Here is a 16,239-nt window from a genome sequence, read left to right as displayed (position 1 = left end):
CAAAATGTTGCCCTGTTGATCAATTGATTCGAATTTATTTTTGTAATTATCGATTGCTGTTTGGCGCGCCAAGCTGAAATGGTGCTGGGAGAAGTTGGTCAAGCTGCATGGTGCCAACCCCGTCGATGCTGACATAGGCATCGCTCGGAAGGAGTTCTTGCATCACCTGGCGGCAAGCGCCGCATGGCATGCGTGAGTTAGGCAAGGCATCGGTCTGGGCATCGATACAGCTCACGGCCAGTGCAATTGGTCGTTTGCCCAGGCTGATGGCAGTAAACAGCGCAACGCGCTCCGCGCAGATGCTCAGTCCATAGCTGGCGTTTTCAACGTTGCAGCCGTCGATCACGCTCCCGTCTTCGCACCGCACGGCGGCACCCACATGGAAGTTCGAATAAGGGCAATGGGCACGCTTGGCGGCTTGCCGAGCCTGCACCAGAAGCGCCTCAGCGTTGTTCGTGGCAGGAGCCATGGGCTGTTTCAAGAAGGCTGCTCAGGGTTTGTGTCCCACCGGATTGGGTTAGGCGGGATTGCTGACTGAGTTTGAAACCGTTTTGCACGTCGATAATCAGATCGCCGCTCACGGCGACACGACTGTCGCGGGCTGGGCTTGTTGATCCCCCGCCATTGCTGAATTGGAGAGGACCCAAGGGTGCTTCGTAGGACCAGTGATAGGTCATCCCTGAGCGTTCAATCTGCTCAACACCGGAACTGCTGAATCGTTCCACCAGAGGTGTGAGCCTGCTCTCGATCACCGTGGCCGGATCGATGCTGGGTTTGCCACCACCCCGATCAATCTGGAATTGCTGTTGTTCAAGCTGACGAATGCCAGGAATGGGTTGGCCTGACCACCGGCTCTCCACGGTCTGGATGGTGCAGACCAGTGGAGGGGGAGGAGGTGCTGAGGCCATCACGGCGGGATCAGGCCACAGCCGCGAAGCTTTCGCGGAAGGCATTGATCGTGGCTTCGATGTCGGCGTCGGAGTGCGCCAGGGAGGTGAAGCCGGCTTCGAAGGCGGAAGGTGCGAGATAGACGCCCCGCTCGAGCATGGCGCGGTGCAGCCTGCCGAACCGTTCCGAATCCGTGGCCTTGGCTTCCTCGAAGTTACGCACAGGGCCTTCGCAGAGGAAGAAGCCGAACATGGCGCTGACGCTGGCGGTTGTAATCGGCACGCCGGCGGCCTGTGCTGCTTCCTTGATGCCCGCCACGAGCTTCTGGGTGGTGGCGGTCAGCTTGTCGTAGGTACCGGGCTGCTTGAGCAATTCAAGGGTCTTGATACCTGCAGTCATCGCCAAGGGATTACCGCTGAGGGTTCCGGCCTGATACATCGGGCCTGCAGGCGCCACCATTCCCATGATGTCGGCGCGGCCGCCATAGGCGCCAACGGGCAGACCACCACCAATCACCTTGCCCATGGTTGTGAGGTCTGGGGTGACACCGAAATGGGCTTGGGCGCCGCCGTAGCTGATCCGGAATCCCGTCATCACTTCGTCGAACACGAGCAGAGCTCCGTTCTCCTTGGTGAGTTCGCGTAGCCCCTCGAGGAAGCCCGGTTCCGGCTGAATGAAACCAGCGTTGCCGACGATCGGCTCGAGAATGACGCCAGAGATGGCGTCGGGGTTCTCGGCAAACAGAGCTTTAACGGCCTCTAGATCGTTGTATGGAGCCGTCAGGGTGTTGGCGGTGGTGCTGCGGGGCACACCTGGAGAATCGGGCAGCCCAAGGGTTGCCACTCCGGAACCAGCCTTTACCAGGAACATGTCCGCATGGCCGTGGTAGCAGCCCTCGAACTTGATCACCTTGTCGCGGCCGGTGTAGGCGCGCATCAGTCGCAGCACAGCCATGCAGGCTTCCGTACCGCTGTTGACAAACCGCACCATCTCAACGCTGGGAACAGCGTCGATCACCATCTCGGCCAGGGTGTTCTCCAGGGCACAAGGAGCTCCGAAGCTGGTGCCCTTCTCGACCGCCTCCTGCAGTGCTGCGATCACCTCGGGGTGGGCGTGGCCGCAGATAGCAGGCCCCCAGCTGCCGATGTAGTCGATGTATTTATTCCCATCCACGTCCCAGGCGTAGGGACCCTTGACCCGATCGAAGACGATCGGCTGACCGCCGACCGACTTGAACGCCCGCACAGGGGAGCTGACGCCTCCGGGCATCAGGGCCTGTGCTGCTCCGAAGATGGCTTCGGACTGGCTGGTGTTCAACGCGGGAGCTGTCACTGGAACCGACGCCAAAGGGCTGATGCAAACCGTGCAACATCCTGACTCAGGAACGTCCAGTTCTGTTTGCTGTGTTTCTTAATTGCCCACTTCGCAAGCTTTTTGATGCGTAGTCTTGGGTCAGATCGAGATCGCTGTGAGCCACGACTGGTCAGTTCTGGAGAGGGATCTGCGCCGCTGTCTGCCCCCTCGGGCCATCGTGGCGAAGCGTCAGGAACTGCTGAGTTACGACTGTGACGGACTGACGCTTGAGCGTCATTGCCCACCCCTTGCGGTGCTGCCAGAAACCACCGATCAGGTCTCCGCCGTCCTGCGGTGCTGCCATCAACACGGTGTCCCATTCGTGGCTCGCGGCAGCGGTACCGGCCTTTCGGGGGGAGCGCTGGTGGATCAGCAAGCGCTCTTGGTGGTTACCAGTCGGATGCGTCGGGTGCTCGAGCTTGATTTAGCCAATCAACGGGTCAAGGTTCAGCCTGGGGTCATCAACAGCTGGGTGACGCGGGCTGTGGCGGGTGACGGGTTCTATTACGCCCCGGATCCGTCCAGTCAGGTGGTCTGCAGCATTGGCGGCAACGTGGCAGAAAATTCAGGAGGGGTGCACTGCCTCAAGTACGGCGTGACCAGCAACCACGTGCTGGGGCTTGAGGTGGTGTTGCCCGACGGAACAACCACCCAGCTGGGAAACGGGCTGGCGGAATCCTGCGAGTTGGATCTACGTGGTGCCTTCATCGGCAGTGAAGGGACGCTGGGCATCGCGACGGCCATCACCCTGCGCCTGCTCCGGGCGCCGGAGTGCGTGAACGTGCTGTTGGCGGATTTCGCCACGATGGAAGCTGCGGGGGAAGCGGTGCGATCTGTGACCGCGAGCGGTTTGCTGCCGGCCGGGATGGAAATCATGGATAACGTCACCATCAACGCCGTGAACGATTTTTTCGGTTACGACGAGTACCCCCGTGACGCTGCAGCGGTGCTGTTGATTGAGCTGGATGGCCAGGACGCTGAGGTTCAGGCATCAGCAGAACGTGCCGATGAGCTGTGTCGGGCAGCGGGGGCCCGTGGCCTGCGTCGGGCCCAGGACCCCACGGAGTGCGCTGTGCTCTGGAAAGGGCGTAAATCTGCCTTTTCAGCGGTCGGCAAAATCACGCCCACCTACTACGTGCAAGACGGTGTGGTGCCTCGCAGCAGCCTTCCGTCGGTGCTTGCCGCGATTGAACGGCTCAGCCAGGAGCACGGCCTGCCCGTGGCCAATGTTTTCCATGCGGGTGATGGCAACCTTCATCCATTGATCCTGTATTCCCTGGATCAGCCCGATGTGGAGCGGAGCGTGAAGGAACTCGGTGCCGCCATCCTGCGGGTGTGTCTCGACGCCGGGGGCAGCATCAGCGGTGAGCATGGTGTCGGGGCCGACAAGCGTTGTTATCTCGACTGGATGTTCGGCCCGGATGATCTGGAGACGATGGGTCTGTTGCGCTCTGCCTTCGACCCCGACAACCGCGCCAATCCCGGCAAGGTGCTGCCCACGCCGCGCACCTGTGGGGAATCGGCCAAACGCATGGTCACGCTGCCAGCAGGCGTGGAGCTCTACTGACGGCCATCAGAACAGCAGGTCATCGTTGTCGTCATCGGATGGAGGCCAATCGAGGTCAACGCTGACCGGTGCGTGGTCACTGGGTTGCACGTTGCCGCGCATGCCTTTGTGAATGATGCAGCTCCGGGCGAGCCCCAGCAGTTCCTCGCAGAGATAAATGTGATCAATGCGCCAGCCGCGGTCCCGGTCCCAGGCGCCGCTGCGGTAATCCCACCAGCTCCAGTGGCCGGAATCTGGCTCGAAGACCCTGAACACGTCCTGAAGACGCTCACCAAGGGCGGCACGAAGAGCACTGCGTTCAGCATCGCTGGCCATGATGCCGCCGGTTTGTCGGTCGGGGTCGGGAAGGTCGCGTGCTTCAAGCCCGATGTTGAAGTCACCGACCATGCACAGCGGTTCGCCGCGCTCCTGCTGGGCCTCGAGGTAACGCTTGAGGCAACCAAGCCAGGTCAGTTTGTAGGGATATTTCTCTGATTTCAGGCTTGATCCATTCGGCACATAGAGGTTGAGCACGCGGACGCCATTCAGCAGTGCGCTGATCACGCGTTTCTGTTCGCCGAGATCCGCAGCTTCAGCCTCGTCAGGGAGCTCCCCAACGAATCCGCAGCGCACATCCTCCAAGGGGTCGCGGCTGATCAGGGCGACGCCGTTGTAAGCCTTCTGGCCATGGATGTGCACGTGCCAGCCAGCAGATTTGAAGTCCTGCAAAGGAAACAGCGGGTCATCAACCTTGGTTTCCTGCAGACAAAGAAGATCCGGTTGCTCGTTCTCCAGCCAACTGAGCACCTGATCTAGTCGCGTGCGAACGGAATTCACGTTCCAGGTGGCGATCTGCACGGTTGATCCGGTGGTGAAAAAGACCCTTAGCATCAGCCCACCCCGAAATCCGCTGATGTCCTCCCGTCTTGCGGCTGTCGCACAACTTGTTCTGCCCTGCCTGATCGCAGCGACCATCCCTGTTGGCGCAAACGCCCAGGTGGATGCGCCTTATCAGAACCGCGAAGAACGAGAGATTTACGGAAACACCAATGACAACGGCTCCGTTCTCGACGCCGCTAACCCCATGGATCTGATGAACAGGATCCGGAGGTCGACGGCCATGGATGACGCCACGCCACCTTCCGATGCCATTGATGAGGCCCTCAAGGCCTTCCAGAATCAGCCCGAATCGCCGTAGGACCAGGTTGTTCCGAGGCGGCATTGCGTGCAGCGCTCAATCCGAGCCGTCCTGCCAGAACATCGATCGATGGATCGATCTGTCCGTTTGAATCCCGCCGTTGGCGGGCCTGCTTCAGCAGAGCTTCAACATCCTTTGTGTGGCCTTGGTCCTGCTGCAACAGCGCAAGGGCCAGCAAGGGCCTTGTGTTGCTCGGCTCCTCTGAAGCCAGTTGGCGATACAGGTTGACCGCTTCCTGGTGGGATCCGCTTTGACGTAAGAGATCGGCAAGAAGCAGACCGATCTCCAGACGTTGTCCCGGTTCCAGGCCCTTGAAACGGGTGGTGAGTTCAGTCGTGGCCTGAATTTGGCGTCCCCGCTGCTGATCCAGCAGCACCAGCAATTGCAAAACCTGCGGATCATTCGGATGCAAGCGCATCAATTGATTGAGGCTGCGTCGGGCTGCCTCGGGCTGGCCATTGAGGCGTTGCAGCTCCGCTTTGAACAAGCTGAGTTCGCGGGGGGTGGAACGAGCCGTGATCCACGGTTGCAGCGCCACTTCGGCTTCCTGAAGGCGTTCCAGAGCAATCAAACGTTCCAGAAGGAGAACACGTTCTGCCTCGCTGAGCTCCTCCTGGAGCTGGAGTTGCTGCATCAGCGATTCGACCTGAGGATCTTCAGCCAGACGACTTCCGCTGGCGCTGGTTTCAGGGGCCATGGAGGCAGCAGTGATCCAACCGACCAGTGCAGCCCCAACCATGGACACCAGCAGCAACAGGATCCGGCGCGGGCTCTGCATCCGATCACGAATCAGCTATTTCAGTCTGAGGGGATTGCGGTGGGCTGGCTACAGTCTTGACAAGGGCTTTTGACTCCGCCCGGATCTGGATCAATGCGCGCCCATCCGATTCCCCCGGTCACAGAGCCGTTGCAGTACCGGGCCATCGGTCTCGTTCGGGGCACCTACGCCCCTACCGATCCCGACCAACTCACCCGCGGCACGTTGACCGATGCCCAGGGGGTCCCCCTGGAAACCGTTGTGCTCGGTCGAGTGCTCACCCTGATCCGGCGGCATCTGCCCTTGGATCAACCGCACCTCTGGGTGGTGTACCCCAGAAGCCGCGAAAGTGATCATCTCCATCTTCAGATTGCTGGTGTCTGGGAACCCAGCACTCTTTCGCCGGAGCAAGCGGATGCCTCAGATACCTTGCCCGAGGGAGACGACTACTTCTCCATCAGAGGGGAGTTGATCTTCACCAAGCCCGAGACCGGCGAAATGGTGGTGAAGGTGCGGCAGCAGGCCCGGGCTGACGGCCACCGGCCGCTCCCCTTCAAGCTCCAGATCAAGGGCGAGCTTCCCCTGGAAAACCTGCGCCACTTCGTCAGCCTCGACCTGCGCCGGCAGGGACAGGAACTTCATCTGGAACAGCACGAGGTGATTGCACCAATGCCGACGCGTGGTGGCAAATCCAAGGGAGGTCGCGGTCGTGCCACCTCCCGCGTTCGGAGCTGATGGCGGAGGAGGGGCAGGGCTCCACGGGGGTATTGCGCGCTGGTGTCGCTGTTGTCGGCATCACCGTTCTCGGAGCCTTTGGCCCTGCCTTGGGTCTGTCCTCCGCTTGGATTGTGGTGGCTGTCGGGGGTGCTCTGGTCACCCTCAGTGTTGATGCCGCCACCTGGCAGGGCATGGGTGGCCACATCCTGGCGGAAGCCTTGCCCGGTGGTCAGGAGCGTCTGCGTCGGATTGCGGTGCATGAGGCGGGCCATGTCCTGATTGCGGAAGAGGAGCAACTTCCGGTGCAGCAGGTGCTGGTTGGAACCCTTGCCTGTGTGCGTGCTGGGCTGCGCAGCAGTGGTGCCACTGAGTTCACCGTGCCGGATAGTGTTCGGATGCCTCTCGAGGATCTGCGGCGTTGGAGCCGGGTGCTCCAGGCCGGCATCGCGGCGGAGACCGTGGTCTTCGGTCAGGCCCGTGGTGGTGCAGATGACCGCGCTTTGCTGGGACGGCTCTGGGGACTGTCCGGCCATGACGTTGCCACCGCTCAGCGGGAGCAGCGTCGGGCCCGTCGGGAGATCGAGCAGCAACTGCGTCAGCAGCGTCAGGCGCTTGACCGTGAGGCGGTTGCGCTGTTGGAGGCGGCCCCGCGTCTGGGGCGATGAGCGCGCTCTGGATTGATGCGCCAACGGGTTTGGCGGGGGACATGCTCCTTGCCGCCCTGTTGGATCTCGGTGTGGATCAGGCCGTTGTGGAGTCACCCCTGGCGGCCCTCGGTTTGGCAGGGCGCTACCGCCTCACCCAGCACGAGGCGCGCAGCGGCGGACTGCGGGGGATCCGCGTTGATGTGCAGGGGCTCGAGGATCAGCCTCCCCACCGCCAGTGGTCGGAGATCCGCGATCAGATCCATGCAGCTGCCTTGGCTCCATCGCTGAAGCAAACCGTTCTTGCCGTATTCACCCGCCTGGCGGAAGCCGAAGCCACGGTGCATGGGACCTCGGCGGAGGCCATTCACTTCCATGAAGTGGGGGCCATCGATGCCCTTGTGGATGTGGTGGGGGTCTGTGCCGCGATGCAAGATCTCAACCCGGCAGAGGTGGTCTGTTCCCCGTTGCCTGCCGGGAGCGGGACGGTGTCAACAGCCCATGGCCTGTTGCCCGTCCCCGTTCCTGCAGTGCTTGAACTGGCGCGTCGTCACCGCATTCCGCTTCTACAGGGTGGTGACCTGCCCACGGGGGAATTGGTGACGCCCACGGGTCTGGCCTTGGTGTCGGTGCTGGCGGATCGCTTTGTGGCCCCTGATGTTCTGGTGGCCGAAAAAATCGGCGTTGGCCTCGGCCATCGCCAGCTGGATCGCCCCAACCTGGTGCGCTTGGTGCTCAACACTCCGTCGGTGGATGCAGTTGCAGGTCCCCGCTGGGAGTCGCTGGTCGTTCAGGAAGCCTGGATTGATGACGCCACCCCTGAGGAGGTTGCTGCATTGGCCAATCGGTTGCGAGATGCGGGGGCGATTGATGTGGCGGTGCAGCCGTTGTTGATGAAAAAGGGCCGCAGTGGTCAGGCCATCACTGCGTTGGTGCGGGATGGTGATGCCGACGAGATGCGCCGGCTTTGGCTCAGTGCTGGCAGCAGCATTGGTTTGCGGGAGCGGCGCCAGGGACGCTGGGTGTTACCGAGGCGCCATGGTGTGCTCGACACCCCCTGGGGTCCCCTCGCCGCCAAACAAGTGCGACGCCCGGATGGTCGTTGCACTGTCAAAGCCGAAGCTGATGCCCTGGAGGCTCTTCAGGCCAGCACTGGGTGTGGTCTTGATGAGCTGAGGGCTGCCGCAGCTGCTGCACCGTTTGTCAGCACGGAAGACTGGATCTGATGGGCAAAATCCTTCGCCAACCCAAGCTCTGGATCACGCTGGCCAGCCTGGTCTTCATCGCTGTGGCCATGGCCCAGCAGGCTGACCAGCTTCGCCAGCTGAGCCTGGTGGCCAATGGTTGGTGGTGGCTGTTGTTGGGTCTGGGCCTGACTTGGCTCAGCATCCTGATCAATGGTCTGGCCTGGCGCGACCTGCTGGTCTGGTTGAAGCACCCTCCCCAAGGCCTCGCGGTGGTGCCGCTGTTTGTGCGCAGCAACCTGCTGAAGTACCTGCCAGGTGGAATCTGGCATCTGGTGGAGCGGGTCCGGGTGCTGCGCCCGGTGATTGGCGGTGGACCGGCCCTGGCCGGTGTGATTCTTGATCCGCTCCTGATCGTGGCGGCTTCCGTTCTTGTTGTGGTTGCTGGTGGATGGCAGCAGGGCCTCGCACTGCTCGCTCCCTTGCCAGCGCTCCTGATGATTCCGCGGTGGCGGGAGCCGCTCCTGCGTCGGCTGGAGCGTTCGAAGGCGGCGCAGTTGCAGTCCGCTGGCGGCGGGCCACTGGAGAGTGAGGGGAGCGGTCGCGGCGGCTACCCCTGGTGGCCACTCACGCTTCAGCTGCTGTTTGTGCTCTGCCGCTTTGCCGGGTTCTGGTGCAGCGTGCAGGCCTTTGGCATTCGCAGCCCGGCGCCATTCACCTGGCTCGCAGCATTTGGACTGGCCTATGCCGTTGGGCTGGTGGTCCCCGGTGCCCCTGGTGGTCTGGGGGTCTTTGAAGCCACCTTGTTGCTTCGGTTGGGTCCTGCCGTGCCGGAAGCGCAGTTGCTGGCCGTCGTGCTCAGTTATCGGCTCTTGTCCACCCTTGCGGATGTTGTTGCCAGCGCGGCACTTGTGGCGGATCGGCTGGTGGAGCAACGTTTGAAACGTTCATGCTGACCCCCTGGCTGTTGTGGTGCTGAGTCGTCGCCGGATGCTGCAGCTGGTGCTTGGCACCGGTCTCAGTGCCGTGGCCCTGCCCTTGAGCGCTGCCAGGCGGGCGGCGCTACGTGTCGGCTTGATCAGTGATCTCAACAGCAGTTATGGAGCCACCAGCTACATCCCTGCCGTTCATCAGGGGCTGGACCAGCTGATTGCCCTTCAGCCGGATCTGGTCGTGTGTGCAGGGGACATGGTCGCGGGCCAGATGCGAGGCCTCACGGGGCTGCAGCTCGATGCGATGTGGCGGGGGTTCGAAACGTCGGTTCTACGGCTGCTTCAGACGGCCGGCATCCCGCTGCTGCCGGCGATCGGGAACCATGACGGTTCACCGGGTTTTCCGGCTGATCGTGCCGCTGTTTCCCGGTTCTGGACCCCGATCCGTTCACGCTTGGGATTGGCGTTTGTGGATGCCTCTCAGTTCCCATTTCGTTACACGGTGCTGCAGGACGGGATCTTCTGGCTGGTCTGGGATGCCAGCTCAGCCCGTGTTCCTGAGGACCAGCTGGTTTGGGCACAACAACAGTTGGCCAGTACGAAGGCACAAACCGCTCGTGCACGGTTCGTGGTTGGTCATCTGCCCCTGGTCGGTGTTGGTCAGGGTAAGGATCGCCCTGGTGAGGTATTGGACCGGGGGAGCGCGCTCCAGGCCCTGATGGAGAACGCCGGAGTGCAGGGCTACATCAGTGGTCACCATCACGCTTGGTTCTCCGGTCGCCGTGGCCAGCTCGATCTCATCCAGCTCGGAGCGCTGGGCAGTGGCCCCCGGCGCTTGCTGGACGGTGGAACTTCAGCTCAGCAGACCTTCACGTTGTTGGAGATGGATGGGTTGAGGGGTGACATCAAAGAAACCACCTATGCCGTTTCAACGGGACAGCCGCTGTCCTGGTCGACACTCCCTCTCCGTCTCAACACCCGTGCCGGGGAGCTCCAGCGCAATTCCTCAGAGAGGTTGCTGCGGGGATGACGACCCGTCCCTGCTGGAGGCGTGATCCAGCGTCGGCACCAGAGCCATTGCGGCGATCAGCCCCAGCACGAGGATCATCAGGGCCGGCAACAGTGCTTCGGCCAACCGTTCATCGCCGGCGTATTGGAACACCCGCACTGAGAGGGTGTCGAAGTCGAACGGCCGCAGGGCAAAGGTGAGGGGAAGCTCTTTCACTGTGTCGACAAAGACCAGCAACAAGCCGACGGTGATAGGCCCGCGCAGCAGAGGCAAGTGCACCCGTTGGAGCACGCTTTGCCACGGGGAACCCATCCCCGTGGCCGCTTCATCGAGGCTTGGGCTGATCCGCTCGAGTGCAGCGTCTAACCCCCCTTTTGCTACTGCCAGAAAACGGACGCTGTATCCCCATAGGAGCAGAAGCAACGGGGCGACCTGCCAGGGGGCTCCGGTGAGCAGCAGGGCTAGAGCCAGAACGGTGCCGGGGATTGCGTAGCCCGTTCCCGCCAGGAAGGTGAGGCTTTTCAGCCATCGGGCATCAGACCAGCGTTTGGCGATGGCCAGCACCAGAGCTGCCGCAACCGCCATAACGGCGGCAGCCAGGGCCAGTAGGAGACTGCGCCCACTCAGGCTGATCAGATCGTCGTTCCAGCCGTTTTGGAGCTGATCCAGGTTTGTGGCGGCCCACAGCAGTGGGGTTCCCAGGCTCAACACAGGAGGGATGATCGCCAGCAGTTGAGCCACCACTGCCCGTGTTCCATTCAGGGGCCAGGCCGTTGAATCTCCACCGGCTACCCCATCACACCAGCGCCGACTGCGGCTGCGCAGGCTGCGTTCACAGATCACCAAACCCAGCACGATCACCAACGTGATCAAGGCCAAGCTGATGGCTCCAGAAGGATTGCCGTCGGATTGCCAGGTTTCGAGGATGCCTGCGGAGAGGCTTGGTATCCCGAGGAGCTGAACAGCACCGAGCTCATTGACAACTTCCATCCCCATCAGGGCGACACCGGCCCCGATCGCGGGAAGAGCGATCGGCAAGGCAACGCGACCGAAGGCTGACCACGGGCCGACCCCCAGGCTGCGACACGCCTCCAGCTGACGCCGGCCGCTGACGGAGAAATTTTCTGTGCTCAGCAGAAACACATAGGGGTAGGTCGTCAAGGCCATGACAGTGATGCCCCAGCCCATGCCGTGAATGGTCCAGCTGTGGCGACTCCCCAGATCGATCAGTGTTGCTGAGAGCAGATAGGCCGGTGTTGCAAGCGGAATCAGCTGGGCAATCCGCAGCCATTGGCGGCCAGGAAAACGGCAGTTGCACAGCAGCCATCCATTGGTCGTGCCCAGCACGGTGCCCAATGTGGCTGTTCCTAGGAGCAGCTTGATCGTGCCCAGCACCTGGCGCATCCCATCGGGGCCAAGATCGGTGAAGCCGCTCTGCAGGGTTTTGATGGCCTCCTGCACCAACGTCAGCACCGGCCAGATGGCAATCAGGGCTGTGATCGAAGCGATCAGAAAGAGGGCCAGCCGGCTCGGGCTTGGAACAATCCGGTTGGTCAGCAACGTCAATTGAGCGATGGGCCGGACACCGTCGTTGCGACATTGCCCTGGAATGAGTCTGGCGATAAAGGGGGTGGGTCAGGCAGACGATCAGCAAACCATTCATCCCAGCGATCAGTGCGTCCGTTGGCGGACAAGGCGTTGATGGTTGGTCAGCCCAGGACGTGCAAAACGCACGCCAGGATCGATCATTTGGCACACTCATATGCTCTGTCCGTTCCCAAGCTGCTTGGATCTGTGGAACAGCTGCTCCCGATGGAGCCGACGGTTGAGTTGAACGGTGTCTGGCATTGCTACGGCAATGCTTCCGAGGGCTGGACCCTTCAGGGGGTCGATCTTCAAGTGGCGCAAGGGGAGCTGCTGGGTTTACTCGGCCCCTCCGGTTGCGGTAAAACCACCCTGCTGCGCTTGATTGCTGGCTTTGAACGCCCTCAGCGGGGCACGGTGAAGCTGGCCCAGCGCACCGTGGCTGGGGAAGGGGCATGGATGGAGCCAGAACGCAGGGGTGTTGGCATGGTCTTTCAGGACTATGCGCTGTTTCCTCATCTGAATGCCTGGCAGAACGCCAGTTTTGGTCTGCCCCAGCGGCACCCCAACCCTGAGCGGGTGGCCTGGCTGTTTGAGTTGCTGGGGTTGCATGGATTGGAGCAGCGCTATCCGCACCAGCTGTCCGGTGGTCAGCGTCAACGGCTGGCCTTGGCGCGAGCCCTGGCCCCAGCTCCAAGGGTTGTGCTCCTGGATGAGCCCTTCTCCAGTCTGGATGTGGAGGTGAGGCTGCGACTGCGAAGTGAGCTCGCTTCTGTGCTGGACGCCTGTGGCGCCAGCGGCGTGATCGTCACCCATGATCCGGGAGAAGCCTTGGCGATCTGCGATCGCGTCGCTGTCATGAGGGATGGCGTTTTGCATCAATGCGCCTCTCCACAAGACATTGTGCGATCACCGGCGACGCCGTTTGTGGGGTCCTTCGTGCTTCAACGCAACTTGATTCCCGTTCAGTCGCGGGAGCGAGGGCAGTTGTCCTGTCTGCTGGGCGATCTGGATGAAGCGAAGCCCATGGTGTTGGCAGACCGCCGAGCATCCGGTGATTGTTGTGTTCTGGTAGACCCTCACGACATCAATGTCATCGCTGATGCCGAAGGAGAGGCCAGTGTTCTGGGGCGTGAATTTCTGGGCGATGCATGGGAATACCGAATCCGAATCGCCGATGTATTGGTGCGTGCCCACTGTCCGATTGATCAGGAGCATCCTCCACAAACCCGTTGCCGGCTCACGTTCCGGGATGGGGCCAGAGTCACGTTGCTTCCGCATGCCGACGTGAGCTGAGCCGAGGAGCGGCCGTACCGGTGGCCGCGCATTGCCATAAAAAATCCCCCATCTCAGTGGGGGATTAAGTGAGAGCTGTCGACGTGTTCAGCGTTGGTGATGACGGACAGGAATCGGTACAAGGACAGGCTGTCGCAGGCCGCCTCCACCGTTGTCGTCATCGGAGTCAGCCAGAAGCCACAACAACAAACTTGCAAGAACAAAGACTGTTCCGAGCAACAAGGGTTCGACCATTGAGGTGTCTTCCATGGCACGCACAATAAGCAGCATTCATGGGTTCTGCTGAATCAGCTGAAACCTTTTCCCGCATCAGGTGCCACACAAGCCTGGAGTTGCTCCCGCAGGGTCTTGTGGTCGATGTCACGGCCAATCAGCACCAATTGGTTCTTGCGATCACCGGTCCAGTCGGTGTCGTCGATCGAAAACCGTTTGCCTGCCAGATGGAACACATGGCGTCGTTCGCTTTCGTTGAACCAGAGGATTCCCTTGGCTCTGAACACCTCCTGGGGCATTTGGTTGTCGAGGAAGTTCTGGAACTTGCGCAAGGAGAAAGGTCCATCACTCTGGAACGACACGGAGGTGAATCCCTCGATCGCCTGATGGTCCGCGTGATCACCATGGCTGTGGTCATGGTGATGGCTGTGGTCGTGGTGATGATTGTGCCCGTGCCCATGGTCGTGCCCGTGTTCGTGACCGTGGTCGTGGTCGTGCTCGTGGTCGCTGTGATTCAGGCTCGGATCCTCGGCGGGGGCACTCACCTTGTCGGATTCGAACAGGCCGACACTGAGCAGCAAGGCCAGGGGGACATCCCCTTTCACCGATCGCAGGATGCGGGCATCGTTCTTGACGTCTCTGAGTTTCTGCTCAACGGCCTCAAGCCGCTCTTCGGAGACGAGATCACACTTGTTCAGCAGCAGGATGTCGCCATAAATCACCTGGGCTCGGCCAACTTCCGTCTCGAGCACGACTTCATCGAAGTTTTCTGCATCGATCAACGTGATGATCGAATCAAGGCGGGTCTGATCGCGCAGTTCACTGCCGAGAAAAGTCATCGCAACCGGCAGGGGATCGGCCAGACCAGTGGTTTCGACGACGATGTAGTCGAGAGGTTCAGGGCGTTCCATGACCCGTTCCACTGCCTCCATCAGTTCGTCGTTGATCGAGCAGCAGATGCAACCGTTGCTTAGCTCCACCATGTCTTCATCGGTGGTGACGATCAGATCGTTGTCGATTCCGATTTCGCCGAATTCGTTCACCAGCACCGCAGTCTTCACCCCCTGCTGATTGGTCAGGATGTGGTTCAGCAGCGTGGTCTTCCCTGCTCCGAGGAAGCCGCTGAGAATGGTGACGGGGACGTTGGAGGTGGCTGGTGCAGTGGTCATGCGCAAGGACCCTCAGCACTCATGCTGGCAACAGTCCGTCGATTGCGGTGGCCAGTTCCACATCGAGCCTGCTGAGGCCACCGAGATCATGGGTGGTTAGATCGATCGACACGCGGTTGTAGACATTGCTCCAGTTCGGATGGTGATTTTTGGATTCGGCCAGGAGGGCCACCTGTGCCATGAATCCAAACGCCTCCACGAAGCTCTTGAATTGCAGATCGCGGTGCAGCCGTTCCCCCTGCACTCTCCAGTTGGGTAGTTCTGTGGCGAGCGCCGACATCTGGGTGGCGTCGAGACGTTCCATCGGCATGCGATCTCTGATTCACCCCTCCATCGTGGCCGGATCGTGGCCCCTAAGGGAGCTCTCTGTCGTGCTGCCCCAGATCAATGCAATAAGCCCAAAATTTTCGGACCCAACGCGGCTTGGGATGGAGGTTGGCAACGCTCAGCACCGCCATAGAAATGATTCCGAGTACGACCCCAAACGCTGGATCGATCCAAACCCAGAACAGGACGATCAAAACGCTGATGACAACAATCCGACGAACCTGTCCGAATGTCATGGAGCTGATCCTCAATCGCTTAAGTCATGCAATCGATCAATCATCAGATCGGTGTCTGTATCGATGCCGTTGTCTGTTTCCCAGGCATTGGGGTCATGTCGTACCTGAATGGCTTGATTGATCCGTTCCGCATTGCGAAGACTCAACAGGGTTTGAGGCTTGGCTGAGGCGTTCTGCGTCGTGGGACGAGGTGCCGTGACGCTGGATGGTTCGCCGAAAAGGTGGCAGGCGATCGTTCTGTTGTGAGCAGCGCTGCGGTGCTCCCAGAGGTACACGGCTTGCCAGGTGCCCAGCAACAGCTGTCCACCACTGACGCTCAGGCTGAGGGTCTGGCTGGTGAGTGCTGTTCGGATATGGGCCGGCATGTCATCCGCTCCTTCGTCGTCATGGAGATACCGGCGGTGTTCCGGAACGGCATCCGCCATCCATGCCTCAAGGTCTTGCAGCACCCGTGGATCAGCGTTCTCGTTGATCGTGAGGCTTGCGCTCGTGTGCAGGCACGTGAGGTGCAGTACGCCCTGGTCAAGGCCTGTGTTGCGGATCCAGGTGTTCAACCGACCGTCCAGGCGGGTGAAGCCCTTCCCAGGGGTTTGGACTGAGATCTGATGCAGGATCTGCTGAACTCCCACCGCTCTCCAGCGTTCTCTTCTTACTTTGCGTGCTTCAGCTCCGTCTGACCCAATGGCCAGTCCCTCTGCCCCCGAACTGACGCTGCTTTTTGACGGGGGCTGTCCGTTGTGCGTTCGTGAAGTTCGTTTTCTGCAGCGGCGTGACTCTCTGGGCCGGCTGGAATTTGTCGATATCGATGCTGCGGATTACGACCCTGAGGCCCATGCCGGCATCAGCTACCGGTTGGCCATGGGCCGCATTCATGCCATTGCGGGCTCCGGTGAGGTGCTCCGGGATGTGGCCGTCTTCCGCGAGGCGTACCGCCTGATTGGTCTGGGGTGGCTGTACGCACCGACCCGCTGGCCGTTGATCGGCGGCGTGGTCGATTGGATCTATGGGATTTGGGCGTCCCGGCGGCTTCAGATCACGGGGCGAGCGGATTTGGAGACCCTGTGCCGAGGCCGATGTGACTTGAACTGACCGGCTTACTGGATGGTCGACGGCTGTCGATAGATCAGTTTGAGCGGCCAAAGAGCCATGGGAAGGGCGAGCCCAAAGGCTGCGCGCAGCATCAGTC

General features: G+C 61.1%; 20 protein-coding genes. 9 read left to right on the top strand and 11 right to left on the bottom strand.

What is annotated here, in order from left to right; genetic code table 11:
* Positions 1 to 46: 46 nt before the first annotated feature.
* Genes DXY29_RS07040 through hemL form a run of 3 tightly spaced genes read right to left on the bottom strand, consistent with a single transcriptional unit; the run spans position 47 to position 2,220 of the window.
* Positions 47 to 469: a cytidine deaminase gene (locus DXY29_RS07040; RefSeq protein WP_115024016.1), complete on the bottom strand. Its 423-nt coding sequence runs from the start codon at positions 467 to 469 to the stop codon at positions 47 to 49.
* Positions 444 to 908, bottom strand: a complete 465-nt coding sequence (locus DXY29_RS07035) for a hypothetical protein (protein WP_244279338.1) — start codon at positions 906 to 908, stop codon at positions 444 to 446. Before DXY29_RS07035 ends, DXY29_RS07040 begins: the two co-directional genes overlap by 26 nt.
* Before the next feature lie 10 nt (positions 909 to 918).
* The gene (hemL, locus tag DXY29_RS07030) at positions 919 to 2,220 is read right to left on the bottom strand and encodes a glutamate-1-semialdehyde 2,1-aminomutase (RefSeq protein WP_115024014.1); all 1,302 of its coding nucleotides are present in this window, start codon (positions 2,218 to 2,220) and stop codon (positions 919 to 921) included.
* Between the two features lie 136 nt (positions 2,221 to 2,356).
* On the opposite strand from hemL, the gene DXY29_RS07025 reads away from it, so the two are divergent.
* A complete protein-coding gene (locus DXY29_RS07025; protein ID WP_115024346.1) occupies positions 2,357 to 3,808 on the top strand; it encodes an FAD-linked oxidase C-terminal domain-containing protein in 1,452 nt (483 codons plus the stop codon).
* 6 nt (positions 3,809 to 3,814) lie between these two features.
* On the opposite strand, the gene xth is transcribed toward DXY29_RS07025, so the two are convergent.
* Positions 3,815 to 4,645: an exodeoxyribonuclease III gene (gene xth, locus DXY29_RS07020; RefSeq protein ID WP_170952148.1), complete on the bottom strand. Its 831-nt coding sequence runs from the start codon at positions 4,643 to 4,645 to the stop codon at positions 3,815 to 3,817.
* A gap of 55 nt (positions 4,646 to 4,700) precedes the next feature.
* Between xth and DXY29_RS07015 the strand changes: the two genes are divergently transcribed.
* On the top strand, positions 4,701 to 4,985 hold the full coding sequence (locus tag DXY29_RS07015) for a hypothetical protein (RefSeq protein ID WP_115024011.1): 285 nt from the start codon (positions 4,701 to 4,703) through the stop codon (positions 4,983 to 4,985).
* Here the strand turns inward: DXY29_RS07015 and DXY29_RS07010 are convergent.
* Complete coding sequence (locus DXY29_RS07010; protein WP_244279337.1) at positions 4,951 to 5,763, bottom strand: tetratricopeptide repeat protein; 813 nt, start codon at positions 5,761 to 5,763, stop codon at positions 4,951 to 4,953. The genes DXY29_RS07015 and DXY29_RS07010 overlap by 35 nt on opposite strands.
* A 93-nt stretch (positions 5,764 to 5,856) precedes the next feature.
* Here DXY29_RS07010 and DXY29_RS07005 point away from each other — a divergent pair, with 93 nt between their 5' ends.
* The 5 genes from DXY29_RS07005 to DXY29_RS06985 are packed head-to-tail and all read left to right on the top strand — an operon-like array spanning position 5,857 to position 10,249.
* Positions 5,857 to 6,477, top strand: a complete 621-nt coding sequence (locus tag DXY29_RS07005; protein ID WP_115024008.1) for a hypothetical protein — start codon at positions 5,857 to 5,859, stop codon at positions 6,475 to 6,477.
* On the top strand, positions 6,477 to 7,124 hold the full coding sequence (locus DXY29_RS07000; protein ID WP_115024007.1) for a hypothetical protein: 648 nt from the start codon (positions 6,477 to 6,479) through the stop codon (positions 7,122 to 7,124). The genes DXY29_RS07005 and DXY29_RS07000 overlap by 1 nt, the downstream gene beginning before the upstream one ends.
* A complete protein-coding gene (larC, locus tag DXY29_RS06995; protein ID WP_115024005.1) occupies positions 7,121 to 8,329 on the top strand; it encodes a nickel pincer cofactor biosynthesis protein LarC in 1,209 nt (402 codons plus the stop codon). Before DXY29_RS07000 ends, larC begins: the two co-directional genes overlap by 4 nt.
* Positions 8,329 to 9,243: a lysylphosphatidylglycerol synthase domain-containing protein gene (locus tag DXY29_RS06990; protein WP_115024004.1), complete on the top strand. Its 915-nt coding sequence runs from the start codon at positions 8,329 to 8,331 to the stop codon at positions 9,241 to 9,243. The genes larC and DXY29_RS06990 overlap by 1 nt, the downstream gene beginning before the upstream one ends.
* Before the next feature lie 34 nt (positions 9,244 to 9,277).
* On the top strand, positions 9,278 to 10,249 hold the full coding sequence (locus DXY29_RS06985) for a metallophosphoesterase (protein ID WP_115024341.1): 972 nt from the start codon (positions 9,278 to 9,280) through the stop codon (positions 10,247 to 10,249).
* Here the strand turns inward: DXY29_RS06985 and DXY29_RS06980 are convergent.
* Entirely contained in the window at positions 10,226 to 11,788 is a 1,563-nt protein-coding gene (locus tag DXY29_RS06980; RefSeq protein WP_371411073.1) for an ABC transporter permease, read from the bottom strand. The two genes, DXY29_RS06985 and DXY29_RS06980, sit on opposite strands and share 24 nt — an antisense overlap.
* A gap of 252 nt (positions 11,789 to 12,040) precedes the next feature.
* On the opposite strand from DXY29_RS06980, the gene DXY29_RS06975 reads away from it, so the two are divergent.
* Positions 12,041 to 13,108, top strand: a complete 1,068-nt coding sequence (locus tag DXY29_RS06975) for an ABC transporter ATP-binding protein (RefSeq protein WP_115024339.1) — start codon at positions 12,041 to 12,043, stop codon at positions 13,106 to 13,108.
* An 87-nt stretch (positions 13,109 to 13,195) separates the two neighbouring features.
* Here the strand turns inward: DXY29_RS06975 and DXY29_RS06970 are convergent, their stop codons facing one another.
* The 5 genes from DXY29_RS06970 to DXY29_RS06950 are packed head-to-tail and all read right to left on the bottom strand — an operon-like array spanning position 13,196 to position 15,682.
* The gene (locus tag DXY29_RS06970) at positions 13,196 to 13,378 is read right to left on the bottom strand and encodes a hypothetical protein (protein ID WP_115024002.1); all 183 of its coding nucleotides are present in this window, start codon (positions 13,376 to 13,378) and stop codon (positions 13,196 to 13,198) included.
* 17 nt (positions 13,379 to 13,395) lie between these two features.
* A complete protein-coding gene (locus tag DXY29_RS06965; protein WP_115024001.1) occupies positions 13,396 to 14,490 on the bottom strand; it encodes a GTP-binding protein in 1,095 nt (364 codons plus the stop codon).
* A gap of 19 nt (positions 14,491 to 14,509) precedes the next feature.
* Positions 14,510 to 14,800, bottom strand: coding sequence for a 4a-hydroxytetrahydrobiopterin dehydratase (locus tag DXY29_RS06960; protein ID WP_115023999.1), 291 nt, complete (start codon positions 14,798 to 14,800; stop codon positions 14,510 to 14,512).
* 43 nt (positions 14,801 to 14,843) lie between these two features.
* Positions 14,844 to 15,053, bottom strand: coding sequence for a hypothetical protein (locus DXY29_RS06955; protein WP_115023998.1), 210 nt, complete (start codon positions 15,051 to 15,053; stop codon positions 14,844 to 14,846).
* 11 nt (positions 15,054 to 15,064) lie between these two features.
* Entirely contained in the window at positions 15,065 to 15,682 is a 618-nt protein-coding gene (locus DXY29_RS06950; protein ID WP_115023996.1) for a secondary thiamine-phosphate synthase enzyme YjbQ, read from the bottom strand.
* A gap of 52 nt (positions 15,683 to 15,734) precedes the next feature.
* Between DXY29_RS06950 and DXY29_RS06945 the strand changes: the two genes are divergently transcribed.
* Positions 15,735 to 16,142 carry a thiol-disulfide oxidoreductase DCC family protein gene (locus tag DXY29_RS06945; RefSeq protein ID WP_115023995.1) on the top strand — a complete coding sequence of 136 codons (408 nt, stop codon included), beginning with the start codon at positions 15,735 to 15,737 and terminating at the stop codon, positions 16,140 to 16,142.
* Positions 16,143 to 16,239: the final 97 nt, after the last annotated feature.

It is taken from the genome of Synechococcus sp. UW69 (assembly GCF_900474185.1).
In the GTDB taxonomy this organism is placed as follows: Bacteria; Cyanobacteriota; Cyanobacteriia; order PCC-6307; family Cyanobiaceae; genus Parasynechococcus.
This window is presented reverse-complemented; position numbering and strand designations above follow the sequence as displayed.